Genomic DNA, 14,813 nt, shown 5'->3' with positions numbered 1-14,813 from the left:
CGGCCTCCCGCCGGCCGGCTCGGGGGGTGGGGGGGTCGATCGGGGTCGGCATCCCACAAGCGCCTCTCGGCGAGTGGTCGCTCGTAGCGACGAAGGGGTGCGGCCCGGGGCTGTTCGGATGCCGACACCGCTGTTCAACCGTGCCGGCGTGCCTACTATTTCCGCGGTCGATGTGACGCCGGTGACCGTGCTCCCCTCAGACTGCGACCCGGTCGCCGACCAGGAAATCGTCGACGAAACCGGTCGCCCTGGCCTCCAGTGCGGCGTAATGGGCATCGCGCGCGGTGCCGGTGAGGGCCTCGTCGAGCAGCAGGTTGCCCGCGGCGTCCAGCCGTTGCGGTTTCTCCTCTGCGCCGGGCAGCAGCCCCACCGACGAGTACGTCAGGCCGCAGTAGTAGGCGATACCGTCGTCGAGTTGTGCGCTCAGGGCCTGCTGCATGAGACCGACCACCTCGTCGTCGTCCGCCGCCCCGGCGAGGCCGAGCCACAGCATCCGCTTACCCGCCAGCCGGGGTTTGCTGCGACCGTAGGCGAACCCGTAGTTCCACACGCGGTCGATCCAGCCTTTGAGGATCGCCGGGACCTGCATCCAGTACACCGGGAACACCGCGACGATCACATCGGCGGCGAGGATGCGCCGCATATGGCTTTCGACCTCGGGGGAGTAGGTCTTTTCCCGGTTGTTCCAATCCGGTAGGTCCGCCTCGGTCATACGGGGGTCGAAGTTCTCGGCGTTCAGATCGAGCAGATCGATCCGGTAGCCCGCAGCGGTGAGCCGGGCAACGGTGAGCCGGGCGATATGGGCGGTCAGCGAATCGGGTCGAGGGTGCGCGACGACGACCAGTGCGGTGCGGGCGGTCGCGGCGTCCTCGAGCGGGGTGTGCGGCACGGAATCCTCCAGAGTGATCCGATTACTCGGCTGTTCGGTCGGTTCCATTTCACCCCGAATCTGTTGGACGATCTATGGCTGAAGATCCACATTCGATAGGAGTTCGTCTACGCTCGAGGTGTGGACCCTTTGAGTAAACTGCTGGGCGGTATCCGGGCCGAAGGCGCTGTACTCACCCATGCGGTGCTGGAGGCGCCGTGGACCATCCGTTTCGCCGACCGTGCACCCTTGACGATGATGACGGTGCTCCGTGGCGGCGGCACGCTGTTGCTGCCCGACGGCACCGAACGCCGGATTTCCGCCGGGGACACCGCGGTAGTGCGTGGTTGCGAACCCTTCCTGCTCGCCGACCGCGCCGGTTCGGTCGCGCTCCCGCACGACGAATACGAAATCGCCTGCTTCATCGAGGAACCGAAATGCGAAGCCGCTCTGGGCGAAGGGCGCTGGGGTAACGATCCCGCAGGCGAAACCGCACTGATCGTCGGCGCCTACCGCGCCTCGGGCCGCCGCCACGAACGCCTCCTGCGCGCGCTACCGCCCGTACTGGTGGTAACCGACGATGCCGAGACCTGCGCCTGGATGGCCTCCATCGCCGCCGACGCGACCGCCCGCCCCGCCGGTGCCCAGGCCATGATGGACCGCCTGCTCGACTGGGCGCTGGTCTGCACACTGCGCGACTGGTTCGACGGCCAGGACGCCGACGCCCCGGGGTGGTACCGCGGCCCCGCCGATCCAGTAGTCGGTCCCGCCCTGGAAGCCATGCACAGCCGGCCCGACGCGGGGTGGACGGTGGCCACCCTGGCAGCGAAAGCCGGTGTGTCCAGGGCATTGTTCGCCAAACGCTTCACCGACGTCATGGGTCAGTCGCCGCTGGCCTATCTCACCGAATGCCGGATGGACGAAGCGGAAGAACTACTCGCCGATCGCGACCTCACGGTCGCGCAGGTGGCGAAGGCCGTGGGCTACGCGGACGCCTTCGGTTTCAGTGCCGCCTTCAAACGGCACCGCGGCCTGCGACCCAGCGATTTCCGCGGCAAGGTCGCCAGTTTCTGAAGACACAGGAGACAAATCTCCAAGCCTGTTCGTGATACGGCTGCCCATACTCGCCTTCATGGGCATTGAACAGATCACCCCGAAACTGGTCGTCGAGGGAGCCGACAAGGCGATCCGCTATTACGGCGAGGCCTTCGACGCGGTACTCCGGCGGCGCGACGAGGGCGATGGACGGGTCGTCTTCGCCGAACTCGGTCTTCCCTGCGGAGCGAGCTTCCAACTGAAGGACGCCGACCAGTTCGACAAGGATCCACGGCAACTCGGCGGCCCCGGCCTGCTGCTCACCGTGGTGGCCGACGATCCCGACCGGGTCGCCGAACGGATGTCCGCGGCCGGGGGAGAAATCGTATTCGAGGTCGCGGACCAGCCGTACGGGATGCGGCAGGGCCGGGTGCGGGACCCGTTCGGTCACGAATGGATCATCGGCAGGCCGATCCCGTCGGACGCCAGGTAGGCCCAGTGTCCGAACCGGGCGGGCACGAAGGGGTGGCTCGGCTTCCGAATGCGAGAAAGTCGCCGCCGACGATATCGCGTCCCGCAACGACAGCCCGGGGCCACCGCGCCCGCGGAGCGTTTCGTAGAGCCGCCGGCAGTGACCTGCACGGAGCCCACTGCTGCCGGACATCGCGTGCCGGCGGCGCCCGAACCGTGATGGCCGGTAGCCAGACGGGACCTACCACCCGGCTGGGTCCGGTAGCGTGCGGACTGCACGGTGGCCGGGCCCATGTCCGGCCGGGGTCGTTCAGGAGTTGTCAATGTCTCGATTCGGCGTCGCCGACCCAGCGTCCAGGTCCGCCGAGGCCGGGCATCCGGAAGGCCGCCGACTCGCCTGGGAGCGTGCGACGAATGTGCCGATGGCCGTTCTCGCGCTGACGTTCCTGGGAACCTACGCCTGGCAGGTGCTCGATACTGCCCCGTCGCCGACTCTGGACGGCTGGCTCACTGCGGCCGATATCGCTATCTGGTTCCTCTTCGCCGGCGACTACCTCATCCGAGTCGTGCTCGCCGGCAACCGTCGGCATTTCCTGCGCACCCATCTGACCGAGCTGCTGATCGTGCTTCTTCCGCCGGCCCGGCCGCTACGATTGCTGCGGGCGGGCCTGCTGGTGCTGGACGCGGTGAACCGCGCGCGGCTGCCGCGGGCACGGCTGTCGGTATTCGTCGGCGTCAGCTCACTGCTGATCCTCTTCCTCTGCAGCCTGGCCATGTTCGACGCCGAACGCGCCGTCACCGACAGCAATATCAAAACCTACGGCGACGCGCTGTGGTGGTCGGTGGTCTCGGTGACCACGGTGGGTTACGGCGACTACTATCCCGTCACCGCTGAAGGCCGGCTGGTCGCGCTGCTGCTGATGACCTTCGGTATCGGCCTGATCAGTTTCGCCATCGGTACCACCACGAGCTGGGTCATCGATCAGCTGAAAGCGGTCGAGGAGACCGCCGAACGCACGGACGCCGACGTCACCCAGCTACTCGGCGAGTTGCGGGCGCTACGCGCCGAGGTCGCCGCACTCGGTGCGTCGACCGCGGTGAGCGGTACCGGCGCCACAACGCACGCGTCGCCCGCGCCGGTGCTGAACCAGTAGCTCGGGTGCACGCCCAACTCGCTGGGGCCGGTCTTGAAGATCAGCCACCCACCTCCGGTATCGACCCCGGGCAGTCCGAGCACATCGCGGCAGAACGCGCGAGCGGGCTCGGGATCTTCGCAGTAGATCAAGGTGTGCAGCCCTGTGAGCATGGACCGAGCGTACTCGCGTGAACACTATTTCTGTTCGACCCGAGCCACGTGATCTGTGCCGGTCAGAGGGCCGCCGACCCCCTGACTCAGGTCTGTTTCCGCACGCGGTGGCGGACTGGAAGTGGAGTACCCCGTTCCCGCCCTCACCGTGACGGATCCGCACCCGGTGAGGCCGCGGATGCAGTCGGCGAGACCGCAGAACGCGAGGACGCCCACCAGTATCAGGACCGTATACGGGGACCATAACCCTATCCAGCGTCCGGCTCGACCACTCCTGCCTCGGTCTAGTGCGGCGTAGAATTACGCCCGTTAGAGGTTGCCCCTATGCAACAGCGATGGTGGGTGTGGATAGCCGCGTTCCTGACGACACTGGGGATGTGCGCGGCGTTCGCGTGCAGTAGCGGCACCCCACCCGATCGCCCTCCACCCGGCACGTCCTCCCAGGTGGGATCACCCGTGCTGGTCGCGAAGATAGACAACAGCCCGGAGGCACGGCCACCGGTGGGGCTCGGAGCTGCCGATGTGGTCTACGTCGAACCGGTCGAGGGTGGTTTGAGCCGGTTGGCCGCGGTGTTCTCGACCCACATACCCCCGGTGATCGGACCTGTCCGAAGCGCGCGGGAAACGGATCTGACGCTGTTGGACCAGTTCGGCAATCCGACGTTGGCCTCGTCTGGTGCCGCACCCGAGCTGGTTGCCGCCGTCGATCAGTCCTCGCTCCTGAACGCCTCGGCCGATCGGCAACCCAGGGCGTACTACCGCGACTACAGTCGCGACGCTCCGCACAATCTGTTCGTCCGCTCGGATCAGTTGCCCGTCGGCGGCGGCTGGCCGCCGGGTTCGCAACTCCACTTCGGTCCTGCGCCTGCCGGTGGTCGGCCCACGGAACACGAGGAAGCGCGGTATCAGGACACGGTGATCGGTTTCGACTGGTCACCCGGCCACCACCGATGGCTGGTGTCCATGGACGGTGCTGCCTACACCGAGGCCGATACCGGACAGGTCATGGCGAGTACGGTCGTGCTGCAGCGTGTGCAGGTGCAGAACTCGGCCGTCAGCGATGTCGCGGGCAGCGTCTCACCGTTGGCCGGGACGACCGGCAGCGGTCGGGCCCTCGTACTTCGCGACGGTCAAGCGTTCCCGGCCGAGTGGTCCCGGCCCTCCCCACAGGAGGGCACAACCTATACAACGCCGGCCGGTACAGCTATTCCGTTCGCACCGGGGCAGGTCTGGACTGTCCTGGTTCCTGCGCAGCTGTGGTAATCGGGACCGGCGCTGCCGCGATCGGTGCTCTACGCCGCCCGGCGGTCCTGGCGTCCGCCCCGAACTCTGCTCGCCGGTGTCCGATCCGAGCGGATATCGATCTCGGCAGGTGAAACCTTCTCGACGTCCAGCCGAGCTCATGACGGGATATCCGGACCCGATCCCGGACCGTAACGGAACATTTGTATCTGCGGAATACTGTCGTATATATCGCCGAATTCCCCCATCAGCATCTCTCGATAGGTTTTATCGGTTCCTTCCACGATGCATTCCCCGAGCTGCCGGGATATCTTCGAGATCGCTTCCTTCTCGGTAACGGCGCCTATCTCGTAGTCGGCGCCGATGAATTCGTAATCCTCCCACCCGGAGCCGGACATCGGTATGAAAATGCGGCTGGAGGTGGAGATTTCGTCGAGTGGCCGGTACTCGGACAATATAGCTCGACCCTCTTCGTTCAGGTGCTGGTCGGTGCACTTTTTCGACCACTCTGCCCGCGTCTGCCCCTGGATCGAGGGCTCATCCGAAATTTTATCGGCTCCGTACGCGTGACCTACTTCGTGATTGAAGGTCCGCGTCACTTCTCTCGGGTCTCCCTCGAGCCGATCGTCGATAACAATCGTCTTCTCGCGCAAATCGGCATAACCCATACGCATGGCTTCACCTCGACGCATCATGTACTCGTCGCCGTAACGTACGACCCATCCTCGACGCTGGATATCATTGAACCGTGCGGTGAGCGTGGGTGAGTGCGCGACAATTTCGTCCAAATCGTCGCCGAGGCCGATGAAAGGCCTTCGCAGGCGGGCCGTTTCGGAATTTACTGTCGTCGGTTCCGGACCGGCATTCGTCTTCGGGGGGAAACGATCGTTCGACGCACCGTACTTCCCGGAGACGGTGACCGGATCGGCATGGGCCGTGGTCGAAACGTTCAACGTGGCCCGGCTGTTGGCGTCTTGCCACCCCTGCGCGGCACGATCGAGCGCGCTGCTGTTCACGCGGTACCAGTCGGCCTCCGTGCGTGCCAACCTGCGGACAACCTGAGATACATCCACCATCAGCTTCCCGGTCACCTGATCCAGGGAGACCCCGGTGGGCTTGTTCATCAGGCGAGCTCCCGGTCCTGGCGCAATCCTCGGGTGACGGTCCAACCATGATATGGCACCGCCGCGTTCGGCGTATCTTCCCGATACCGAACGGGATTCCGTACCGAATGCGGGTGGATGGGCCGGGATTCCATCTACCCGCACCGCAACCTGGACGCCGCCGAGAACATCGAATCGTGGAATTCCAAGGCGCCGACCGGGTGCCGACGAGGACGTCGAAGGCGAGGACCACCGAGAACTAGTTGCCGGGGTTGATATCGGTGTAGATGTCGTCGTTCAGGTAGACCTGGCATCGATGAGCTTCTGGTTGCTGCCGAATCGGCGGTGGGGTGGGCGCACTTTTCGGGTTCGGCGCCCTGACCTAGCTTGAGTTTTAAGCTCTGAGCTGCTGTTTTGTGGAGTTTCTGCGAGGTCGTGGCCCGGCTTTCTGGGAAGGTTTCTTGTCGCTGGCGGTCTTGATGTGCACGTCGTAGCGGGGTGCTGGTCACTGGTTACCGTGGCCGGCTGGGCGGCCGGGACCGGGGCGGGAGGGTTTCGGTGCTCTGGCGGGACAGGCAACTTTCCGGCGGAGGTGCCGAAACCCCCGACGAACGCGTGCGGGTGTAATGCGGTGCGGAGCAACGCGTTTTTCCCACGGACGTTTCAGGTCGACGGTGAGAGTATAGAACTGGACCGGAGGATCGACACGAGGAACACGATCGCCGCGACGCCGGCAACAAGTTGACAGGATCGTGGCGGACCAGTTGAAATCACCGCCGCCGGCACGTCGATATCCCGTGAGCATTGCAAAGCCAGCAGAGCTTCCTTCCGTTCGTACAGGTTCGTGTCTGCTGCAACCAGTAGAAGCACAGCAGAAAGGAAGCCCCGCTACAGCGACTGCGGCTGAAGTCAGGGCGAGGCGGTTCAACTATCGGGTCTCCTCAGAGCGCGCCTACGGATTTTCCCGCAGTGTGAGGCCGTAGTATTCGACGTCGTAATCGCCGACCTGCTGTGCGCGGTCGGTCAGGCTGAGGTCCTTCGGCGAGCCGACGCCCAAGTCGCGCAGGGTGTCGACCATCATTCTCGCCAGTGCGCGGCCGTCCACCTCACCCGCACCGAAATCCCCGGAGTGGTAGGGAGACTCGAGCCAGTGATCCAGCACTGCCGGGCGGGTGGTGTGCGGAATCCAACCGAAAGAGCACGGATCGGTGATGGACTCGCCGAGTTCCTCGGTGTCGTAGACGATCTCCAGTCGTTCGCCGCAGATGAGATGGAACACGACCGGGCCGCGGGCACCAGGGACCAGAGCGTGAAACCCCAGGTCAAGGTCGATACTCAAGGCGTGAGTCTCGGCCGGCAGGGTATGGAGGAAAGCGCCGAGGCTGCGGGAGAAGATGTCCCAGTCGTCTGTGCGCCAGCCACCGGGAAAACTCAGGCCTGCGTTGGCGGGGTCGCGACGGGTGCCGAAGAAGCCACCGAGGGCGTTGAGCTCGCCGTGTCCCTGCCGCCAGAACCAGTTCTCCACCGGGTCCGTCGGCTGGAGCAGCAGTTCGGGGCCGTGCTCGCCGGCCCGGAGTTCCAGAGAATTCCTCCGTTCGCGCCAGCGCAGGAATGGACTACCCCAAATGGGCGCGGAGTCGTAGAAGGGTCCGGGGTCGCCGTAGGTACCCACGATCGGGGCGCGGCCGAACCCCTCGGACAGGGTCTCAGCGGCTGCCCGGAAGGCCTGTGCCTTCCCCGCAGCACTGCTCCCGGGCCGGCTCACCGGCACATACAGCCCCACATACTCCTCGCCACCGTGTGCATAGTCCTGCTCGAAGGGGCCGGTGGGACGCAGCCGGGCTGCCCCACCGGCCGTTTCCTGCTCAGGCCCCCGGAGCAACAGCGGTCCGGCATCGGTGTCTTGCCACTGCCAGCCGAGGCCTTCGATCACCGTTCGCAGCGCCGGTTGGCGCCAACCGCCTGTATCTGCCGCCTTCAGCTGTCGCGCCAGCTCCATAAGATGGGTTGCGCCCCAGACCCCCGTCATCCCGAACTCCCTCACTCAGTTCCGCGTTCTCCGCACAATGCCATACAGCAGCGACAGTCGCGATTCTCGGGGGCGAGATGTGTTACGGCGGAACCATATTGCTTCGGTCGAACGCTGAACCCGGCGGCCGGTCGGGATGTACGGTCGCTGAACGGCGAGCAAAGCCGGCGAAGACGATCCGCGAGCCGAATGGCTGGACATCGAGCCCGTTGGGCGGCACGCGCTGACCAGCCACCTCGATCCGCTCCTCAGGTGCGCTTCCGGCTCTCACGCACCACTACGGTGCCCAGCGTGTCGTACTCCACGCGCTCGAACGTGGCGAAGCCCAGCTCGTTCAGTGCTCTGAGCGCGGCGTGCGAGTTGTAGTTATAGGTCTCGCCGGACTTACCAGGCACCCCGGTGGCCAGTCCGATGAGCTGGGTCGGCGGCCAGAGAGCGTTGTTGACGAACGCGGCGTAGATCTGCGGCGTTCCTGGGGTCTGGTCACGGGTGGCGAGGAAGATCTGTTCATCACTGATCTGAACCGGATTGCCGTTGATCGTGATCGTCGTGGTCGAGCGGGTCATATGCCGAGATCTTTTCTTTCCATAGGATCGGCAGGTCGAATCCGACGTCCTCATTGGAAGATTGCCGAGTTGCAGGTGTCCACCAACCAGGGGCCGCATCGGTAGGTCAATCCTCCGTAGCCGCTGAACCACAGGTAGCTGTGCTCGCGTATCGAGAGTTCTGGTTCTGCACGATAACTGCCAATTCCCACTGTAATCCGTACTTCATGCAGGGCGGTGTAAGATATTCGTTCAACTCTATTTGTACGGCTTCATGAGACCTGACTTTTCTGCACCCGGGCGTCGGGGCATATTTTTCCCGTCGTTTGCTCGAGTAAGCGCGGATCGAATGCTGTCAGTGTGGTCCGTGGAAGGGCGGGTATCCCCATTCCCGTGCGTTGAGCGCTGGATCGTCGTACCAGGGATCACCATAGTTCTCGTATGGGTCGCCGAGGGCTTGCAGTCGGGCGCGACCGCGCTCGGTGATCTCGGCCCGGAAAACTTCGCTCGTTCCGATTTCCTTTTCTGTGATATCGAGATATCCCGGAACGTCGTTGAACCCGCGGGCAACCCTCTGTACCGCCTCTTCTGCGGATACTTCCCATGGTTCCCAGGATCGACCGCCGCCGGGGAAGGCTCCGGCGCGGATGTACCCCTTGTCGAGAAGCTCACGAATCGTTTCGAGGACCGCTTGCCTGGAGTATTCGGACGGGGCGAGAGCTCTGACATTTTTTTCGAACTCCGACAAGGGCGCCCAGTCATCGGAAATTCCGTACAACAGGAAGTTCTCGAGCGCGATATCCATCACTTCGGCAGATGTACCTTTACGACTCGTCCGTTGGGGTAAGTTACGTCGATTGTAACGCCGCCGCTCGTGCTGGTGTCGCGGATCCTGACCACCGTTCCGTCGGCGAGTTCGCTGGCTCGTCCGGGATAGCTGCCCACATCTACGGGCTTTCCGTTCGCGGCCAGGTCTTCGTACAGCTGCCTGATTTCATCGTCGGATGCCATCTGCCTGTGTGGCTTGTTGTTTCCCGGTTGCGTCCTGGAATTGAGAACCTGAGGTTCCCCCGCAATGCTGGAGGGCGGGGTAATCAGGTTCCGGCCGGAGCCGGGTGATGGTAGCTCGCCTCGAACTCATCCGGTGACCGCCAACCCAGCTTCTTCTGGATGCGCTGGCTGTTGTACCAGCCATCGATATAGGCGAACAGGGCGTTCTCGGCCTCGTCCCGGGTCCGCCAGGCCCGGCGATAAACCAACTCGGTCTTCAACGTGGAGAAGAAATTCTCCATCAACGCATTGTCATAGCTGTCACCGACCGAGCCCATCGACTGCGCGATCCCGTTGTCCGCCAACCGGTTAGCGAACCGAATCGCCGTGTAGGTCGAGCCCCTGTCGCTGTGATGAATCAGCTCACCATCGCGGATGTCACGGCTCCAAACCGCGAACTCCAGCGCACCCAACACCAGCTCGGTGTCGCAGCGATCCGAGGTCTTCCAGCCCACGATCCGGTTGGAAAACGCATCCCGCACCGCCGCCAGCCAGAACGCGCCCTGACCGCACGGAATCCGCGTGGCATCGGCCACCCACAACCGGTTCGGCCGGTCCGCGGTGAAGACCCGTTCGACCAGATCCGGTGCCGCCGCTGCCCGCGGGTCGGTTCGCGTCGAGGCGATGCGCCACCGTTTCCACAGGAACGCGCCCTGCAACCCCGCGCCACGCATCACCCGTTCCACCCGTTTGCGGCCCACCGAGATCCCGCGGCGGGCCAGCATCGCATGCACCCGCGGAGAACCATAGGTCCCGCCGGAGCTGGTATGGATATCGACGATCTCGGCCAGCAACGCCTCGTCCGCGAGCTGCCGCGCCGAGGGTTGTTCCAGGCGTTTGCACCACCAGTAATAGGTCGACGAGGCGATCCCGAGTACCCGCAATACGAGCTCGACCGGGTGCCGGCTGTCCTTGACGAACCGCACGATCACCTCCGGGTCTGGCCGAGCTCCGAGGCGAAATACGCACTCGCCGACCGCAGGATGTCGTTGACCCGCTCCAACTCGGCGACCTGTTTACGCAGCCGCTTGTTCTCCTCAGCCAGATCGGACGCCGCCGGCTCCGGTCGCTGCCCGGTATCGGCTTGGCGAATCCAGTTCCGCAAAGCCTCGTGATGGACCCCCAACTGCTGGGCGAGCTTGCGGATCGTCGGCTTCGGATCCGACTCCAGATACAAGCGGACCGCTCGAGCCTTCAACTCGTCCGGATACTTCTTCGGTGCTGCCACGCGGGGCTCCTTCCTGGCCCTATCGGACCATGCTCAGAGCCCTCCAAGGAAGCGGGGGAACCTCACCCTGGATGCGACGAGACTGGGCGGGTGAGCACCCGCTACTCCTGTCCCTGCTGCGGACACCACACATTCGACGAGATTCCGGGCTCATTCGCCATATGTTCGGTCTGCTTCTGGGAGGACGACCGACTCCAGCTACGCTGGCCAACCATATCCGTAGGAGCCAACAGGACCTCGCTGGTTGACGCTCAGCGCATCTATCGAGATTCTGGTGCCTGCGACGAACACGCCCGTACACACGTCCGACCCCCACAAGCCGACGAACCACTCAACCCGCCCGGCGTCCCATCGACCTCTCCCGCGACGACTTCGAGGACTGGGACAACCAGCAACGTGCCTCTTGGCCTGCCGACCTAACCATGCTGTACTGGTGGCTGCCGACATTCTGGCGACGTAATACTCACATCGAGTGACGCTCGAGCATCGACCGTCAAAACACCATTGCAGTGCTAACCGACCAGTTCACGCCCCGCTGGTCGAACTGCTTGTGCCCCATTCCGATCGCCGCCACCGCGGGCGACGCTATCCTGCGTGTCGCGAATCGGGTCCCCCTCACGAGAGCGGTAGATCCAGGTTCAGCAGTCGGTGCGCACGAAGATCCGGCGCGTTTCACCGCCTCCGTCGTGGATGACGACGTATCGGCGTGGATCGCGGTATTCGTCGATCGAGTGTTCGTTTCCCGTATCGACCGAGAGGACGTCGGCCATTCCGCTGTCGTGCCAGTAAGACTGCCACGACGGAGGAACTCCGGGTTCGAACCGACCGAACCCGGACAGCCGCGTGAATTCACCGACCGAGTCGGCGGGAATATCGACGACTGCTGCCGAGGTTGCCTCGCGAAAGGCGTTGTCGGTCCACGACCACACAGCATCCATCTCCTCAGGGAAGACAATGCCGGCGCATTCAACCAGGTCGCGAGCCTCTTCCTCATCGGTCGAGCACCCCGCGACAGTCGACACGATGATGCATGCGGCCACACCGACGGCCGCTCGTCGAATGCTTCGGTGCGTCACAGGTTTCCGGTCCATCGTTCGAGTCGTGGCGCTTCACCGTGGACACGGAAACTCCGCGCCCAGCCGAATTCTTCGAGTTCTCGCATCTCGTTGTTGATGTTTGTTCCGATATTCAATCGGAACGTGTCCTGCTTCTTGTGGTCGAAGTTGTAGAACTCGTAGATATAGATACGGTAGATGATCTCTGCGCGAAGGCCGCCGTCTTCTGAATACAGTGTGGTGTCGCTGCCGACAGCGACATCGTAATGCCCTACCGCGTAGCCGATATCGCCCTCCTCGGGCTCTGCCCCCAGCCATGGCGAGGTCAGCTCTCGTGTGACTCCGGTCTGGGGGTCGCGCCGCGCCTGATCCTTGATTGTGTCCAGGCACTTGGCGACCTGTTCTCTCGCGCCGCTCGTTGCGATGATCCGTTCGAGGTTGGACGGACTGATCTCGTAGACGAAGTCCGGCCCGTTGTTGTCGAGGTAGGCGGAGAAGATATCCGCCGCGAAGTCGAATCCCCTGGCCTTGAAAAAGCCCATGGCCAGAGCGGCGTCATTGCTGTACCTGGCGGCCTGAATCTTGTCGATGACACCGGTCCTCGAACCGTGGACCGCACGGTCCGCAGGGAGCGCGGGATCAGCCGGCCGGATGCAATGGAATCCTCCCACCAGGTGTTTCCACCGAATCCGTAGCGGTGTGTGCCCAGATCGACGGCCGCCTTGTCGGGGATGTCGAAATCGGCGGAATTGTAGGTCGGTGCGGATTGCCCGGGACGGTAGTTCAAGGCCCGGGTGATGTGGTCGATGAGCGTGGTCACGGCATTCTTTCCGGATTCTGCTGCGCGTTTCAGGTTGTCGACTGCCGCGGTGACCTCGGAACGTGTGGGCTCGTCGATCGGCTTGTCGATCAGGCCTGCCCACGAGGCCAGGGGCAGGGTCATGTTGTGGAAGGTCATGGGTGCGACGACCGCGGCTGCCAGGGTGAGAGCCAGGTTGTACACCTGGCGTTCGAGAGCACGTCCGGCGTTCTCGACGATCTTCGCGACGATGTCGAGGTCGAGACTGCGAGTGTCCACCGCTTGTGCGAACTGGGTGGTTGTGAGGGCGAAAGCCCGGGCGGCGTCCCCTGTCCAGAACTGCTGTAGCCAGGTGGCGCCATTGGTGAGATTCTGTGCGGTGACGTAGTCGGTGATACCCAGCGAGCGGATGCGTATGGCGATGTCCTGCAGTGCTTCCCAGTCGCCGATCAGGGGCGTGAGGTAGTCCGTCGCCGGCTTCATCCCGATAGCACTGCTGAGCACGTCGTCGTATGGGCCGATGGTTTCGACCACGCCGGTGAGGGTTCGAGCGATGGCGTAGGCGGGTTCGTTATCGATGGTGGGGACCGACAAGGACAATCCCGTGAATCGGGTGACCCCACCGTCGGCGCCCTCGACCGTGGCGCCGGTGCTTCCCGTCAGCTGCTGACCGGTTCGGACGAGGGTTTGCCCGGTGGATCCGTCGGTGGTCTGGTACCGGGTGGCGTTGTCGGCCAAGGTGGTGGCGTAGGCGTCGAGAGTGGTCCGGTCCTGCCCGTGTAGCACGCCGAACGCAGCCCGGAAGTCCGTGAGGATGGGCGTCACGGTCGCCAGCAGTCCCGAGGTGCCGGCCGGCAGGGTGAGTCCGTCGAGCGTGCGAGTGCTGTTGGTCGAGAACATGGTTCCGATATCCCCGATGTCGAGACGGAAACCCGCGAGGGCGGACAGCTCGACGGCCGGCTCAGACATGATGGGCCGCCCGCGCGGATCGACCTCTCGGCCGCTGGTCTCCGGTTATGTGCGCCGCACTAGAACAATGGGTCTCCGCGGTGGCCATATTCCCCCTCCATGCGCACAGTGGCACAGTTACCCGAAGATCATATCCGCTCCGGCTCTCGACTTCGATGTCGTGGAGCGAGAGGTCCGGCGCCGGGCTGGGGGAACCTCAGAAGCCGGTGACCACCGCAGTGTGGTGGGCTTCACCGGCGTTGTAGTCGCCGACCTCCTGCGTGTGCTCCCAATAGAGCACGCGCCAGGTCTCACGCCGCCCAAACCGACATCCTCCGCACCATTCTCCCGAAAGAGGTTCTTCTGCTTTTCCGCGTTGAACCACGTGTCGGTGTAGCTCAGGCCTTGCAGGGAGCCGGGCCCGGAGGGGCGAAGTCGATCCCCGCCGTTCGGCTCCGGTTCCAGCCGTCCGAATCAGTGGTCATATCGCCGTCCGGATTTGCCTTGACTCCGATGTGATGATGGAATCCGGAGGGACAGGGTGGGACCGTTCGCGGATCGGTGCGCCGGAACAAGTACTGAGGCGACGATCGGTAAGGGGGGGGGCCGAGTGAGCGAGCGCGAGGAGAAGCGGGCACGGAACGATCGGATGCGGGCCGAGATGGATGCCCTACTGGAGTCGTTCGAACAGCAGCGCGCACAGCTGGGAGAACTTCAGGCCCGGCTGGCGGCCACGACGGTGAGTGTGTGGTCGGCCGACAATATGGTCCGGATCGATAGCAATGTGGCCGGGATCCCGGTCGATGTGCACATCGATGCGGGGGCGTTCAAACGGACCACACCGGACAAGCTCGCCCGTTCCGTACTCGAGGCGGTGCACGCCGCGGCCCGGCAAGCCGGCGACGCCACGCAGCAGGCCATGGCGCCGCTCGAGGCGGAGGTCGGTGCGATGCCCGATCTCTCCGAGCTCATCCCCGGCGCGCCCAGCATCCGGGACATGGTGTCGAGCTTCTCCGAACCTCCGCCGGCCACACCCCGGCAGGCCACGCCGGAACTGACCGACGAAGAGGAAGACGAGTACTTCCGCAACCGTTCCTACCTGGATCCCGGCCGGTGACCAACGAGCGCACCGGG

Annotated in this window: 15 protein-coding genes and 1 pseudogene; 6 read left to right on the top strand and 10 right to left on the bottom strand. The window is 64.3% G+C overall.

Features of this window, described 5'->3' with window-relative positions; all coding sequences use genetic code 11:
- Window positions 1-196 precede the first annotated feature (196 nt).
- Window positions 197-937 carry an NAD(P)H oxidoreductase gene (locus QH195_RS09935; protein WP_280435143.1) on the bottom strand — a complete coding sequence of 247 codons (741 nt, stop codon included), beginning with the start codon at window positions 935-937 and terminating at the stop codon, window positions 197-199.
- Between the two features lie 72 nt (window positions 938-1,009).
- Here QH195_RS09935 and QH195_RS09930 point away from each other — a divergent pair, with 72 nt between their 5' ends.
- The 3 genes from QH195_RS09930 (at window position 1,010) to QH195_RS09920 (ending at window position 3,528) form a co-directional block, all read left to right on the top strand.
- Window positions 1,010-1,942 (top strand): AraC family transcriptional regulator, encoded by a 933-nt coding sequence (locus QH195_RS09930; protein WP_280435142.1) that lies wholly within the window; start codon window positions 1,010-1,012, stop codon window positions 1,940-1,942.
- A 58-nt stretch (window positions 1,943-2,000) separates the two neighbouring features.
- Window positions 2,001-2,396 (top strand): VOC family protein, encoded by a 396-nt coding sequence (locus QH195_RS09925; protein ID WP_280435141.1) that lies wholly within the window; start codon window positions 2,001-2,003, stop codon window positions 2,394-2,396.
- A gap of 301 nt (window positions 2,397-2,697) precedes the next feature.
- Window positions 2,698-3,528 (top strand): potassium channel family protein, encoded by an 831-nt coding sequence (locus QH195_RS09920; protein WP_280435140.1) that lies wholly within the window; start codon window positions 2,698-2,700, stop codon window positions 3,526-3,528.
- On the opposite strand, the pseudogene QH195_RS09915 reads toward QH195_RS09920, so the two are convergent.
- Window positions 3,528-3,680, bottom strand: a pseudogene (locus tag QH195_RS09915) (VOC family protein); the annotation flags it as partial. The gene QH195_RS09920 and the pseudogene QH195_RS09915 overlap by 1 nt on opposite strands.
- A gap of 324 nt (window positions 3,681-4,004) precedes the next feature.
- On the opposite strand from QH195_RS09915, the gene QH195_RS09910 reads away from it, so the two are divergent.
- Window positions 4,005-4,943, top strand: coding sequence for a DUF3048 domain-containing protein (locus QH195_RS09910; protein ID WP_280435139.1), 939 nt, complete (start codon window positions 4,005-4,007; stop codon window positions 4,941-4,943).
- A 137-nt stretch (window positions 4,944-5,080) separates the two neighbouring features.
- Here QH195_RS09910 and QH195_RS09905 read toward each other — a convergent pair whose 3' ends face one another.
- From QH195_RS09905 to QH195_RS09880, 6 genes are all read right to left on the bottom strand, one after another.
- Window positions 5,081-6,046 carry a hypothetical protein gene (locus QH195_RS09905; protein ID WP_280435138.1) on the bottom strand — a complete coding sequence of 322 codons (966 nt, stop codon included), beginning with the start codon at window positions 6,044-6,046 and terminating at the stop codon, window positions 5,081-5,083.
- Between the two features lie 931 nt (window positions 6,047-6,977).
- Window positions 6,978-8,054 (bottom strand): hypothetical protein, encoded by a 1,077-nt coding sequence (locus QH195_RS09900; RefSeq protein WP_280435137.1) that lies wholly within the window; start codon window positions 8,052-8,054, stop codon window positions 6,978-6,980.
- Window positions 8,055-8,302: 248 nt separating this feature from the next.
- On the bottom strand, window positions 8,303-8,620 hold the full coding sequence (locus tag QH195_RS09895) for a hypothetical protein (RefSeq protein WP_280435136.1): 318 nt from the start codon (window positions 8,618-8,620) through the stop codon (window positions 8,303-8,305).
- A gap of 334 nt (window positions 8,621-8,954) precedes the next feature.
- The gene (locus QH195_RS09890; protein WP_280435135.1) at window positions 8,955-9,404 is read right to left on the bottom strand and encodes a hypothetical protein; all 450 of its coding nucleotides are present in this window, start codon (window positions 9,402-9,404) and stop codon (window positions 8,955-8,957) included.
- 289 nt (window positions 9,405-9,693) lie between these two features.
- Complete coding sequence (locus tag QH195_RS09885; protein ID WP_280435134.1) at window positions 9,694-10,575, bottom strand: IS3 family transposase; 882 nt, start codon at window positions 10,573-10,575, stop codon at window positions 9,694-9,696.
- A 2-nt stretch (window positions 10,576-10,577) separates the two neighbouring features.
- Entirely contained in the window at window positions 10,578-10,877 is a 300-nt protein-coding gene (locus tag QH195_RS09880) for a transposase (RefSeq protein ID WP_280435133.1), read from the bottom strand.
- Between QH195_RS09880 and QH195_RS35195 the strand changes: the two genes are divergently transcribed.
- A complete protein-coding gene (locus QH195_RS35195) occupies window positions 10,764-11,297 on the top strand; it encodes a CPCC family cysteine-rich protein (protein WP_432278830.1) in 534 nt (177 codons plus the stop codon). The genes QH195_RS09880 and QH195_RS35195 overlap by 114 nt on opposite strands.
- A 218-nt stretch (window positions 11,298-11,515) precedes the next feature.
- On the opposite strand, the gene QH195_RS09875 is transcribed toward QH195_RS35195, so the two are convergent.
- Window positions 11,516-11,815: a hypothetical protein gene (locus QH195_RS09875; protein WP_280435132.1), complete on the bottom strand. Its 300-nt coding sequence runs from the start codon at window positions 11,813-11,815 to the stop codon at window positions 11,516-11,518.
- A gap of 442 nt (window positions 11,816-12,257) precedes the next feature.
- Complete coding sequence (locus QH195_RS09870; protein ID WP_280435131.1) at window positions 12,258-13,700, bottom strand: hypothetical protein; 1,443 nt, start codon at window positions 13,698-13,700, stop codon at window positions 12,258-12,260.
- 589 nt (window positions 13,701-14,289) lie between these two features.
- Here QH195_RS09870 and QH195_RS09865 point away from each other — a divergent pair.
- Window positions 14,290-14,796: a YbaB/EbfC family nucleoid-associated protein gene (locus QH195_RS09865; RefSeq protein WP_280435130.1), complete on the top strand. Its 507-nt coding sequence runs from the start codon at window positions 14,290-14,292 to the stop codon at window positions 14,794-14,796.
- Window positions 14,797-14,813 lie beyond the last annotated feature (17 nt).

Source organism: Nocardia carnea, from assembly GCF_029868855.1.
Classification (GTDB): domain Bacteria; phylum Actinomycetota; class Actinomycetes; order Mycobacteriales; family Mycobacteriaceae; genus Nocardia; species Nocardia carnea_A.
This window is presented reverse-complemented; position numbering and strand designations above follow the sequence as displayed.

What these genes read in the sequence shown, in the direction of transcription:
- QH195_RS09935 (WP_280435143.1), bottom strand. Translation starts at nt 937, where the DNA reads ATGGAACCGACCGAACAGCCGAGTAATCGGATCACTCTGGAGGATTCC.
- QH195_RS09925 (WP_280435141.1), top strand. Translation starts at nt 2,001, where the DNA reads ATGGGCATTGAACAGATCACCCCGAAACTGGTCGTCGAGGGAGCCGAC.
- QH195_RS09920 (WP_280435140.1), top strand. Translation starts at nt 2,698, where the DNA reads ATGTCTCGATTCGGCGTCGCCGACCCAGCGTCCAGGTCCGCCGAGGCC.
- QH195_RS09910 (WP_280435139.1), top strand. Translation starts at nt 4,005, where the DNA reads ATGCAACAGCGATGGTGGGTGTGGATAGCCGCGTTCCTGACGACACTG.
- QH195_RS09905 (WP_280435138.1), bottom strand. Translation starts at nt 6,046, where the DNA reads ATGAACAAGCCCACCGGGGTCTCCCTGGATCAGGTGACCGGGAAGCTG.
- QH195_RS09900 (WP_280435137.1), bottom strand. Translation starts at nt 8,054, where the DNA reads ATGACGGGGGTCTGGGGCGCAACCCATCTTATGGAGCTGGCGCGACAG.
- QH195_RS09895 (WP_280435136.1), bottom strand. Translation starts at nt 8,620, where the DNA reads ATGACCCGCTCGACCACGACGATCACGATCAACGGCAATCCGGTTCAG.
- QH195_RS09890 (WP_280435135.1), bottom strand. Translation starts at nt 9,404, where the DNA reads ATGGATATCGCGCTCGAGAACTTCCTGTTGTACGGAATTTCCGATGAC.
- QH195_RS35195 (WP_432278830.1), top strand. Translation starts at nt 10,764, where the DNA reads ATGGACCCCCAACTGCTGGGCGAGCTTGCGGATCGTCGGCTTCGGATC.
- QH195_RS09875 (WP_280435132.1), bottom strand. Translation starts at nt 11,815, where the DNA reads ATGGATGCTGTGTGGTCGTGGACCGACAACGCCTTTCGCGAGGCAACC.
- QH195_RS09870 (WP_280435131.1), bottom strand. Translation starts at nt 13,700, where the DNA reads ATGTCTGAGCCGGCCGTCGAGCTGTCCGCCCTCGCGGGTTTCCGTCTC.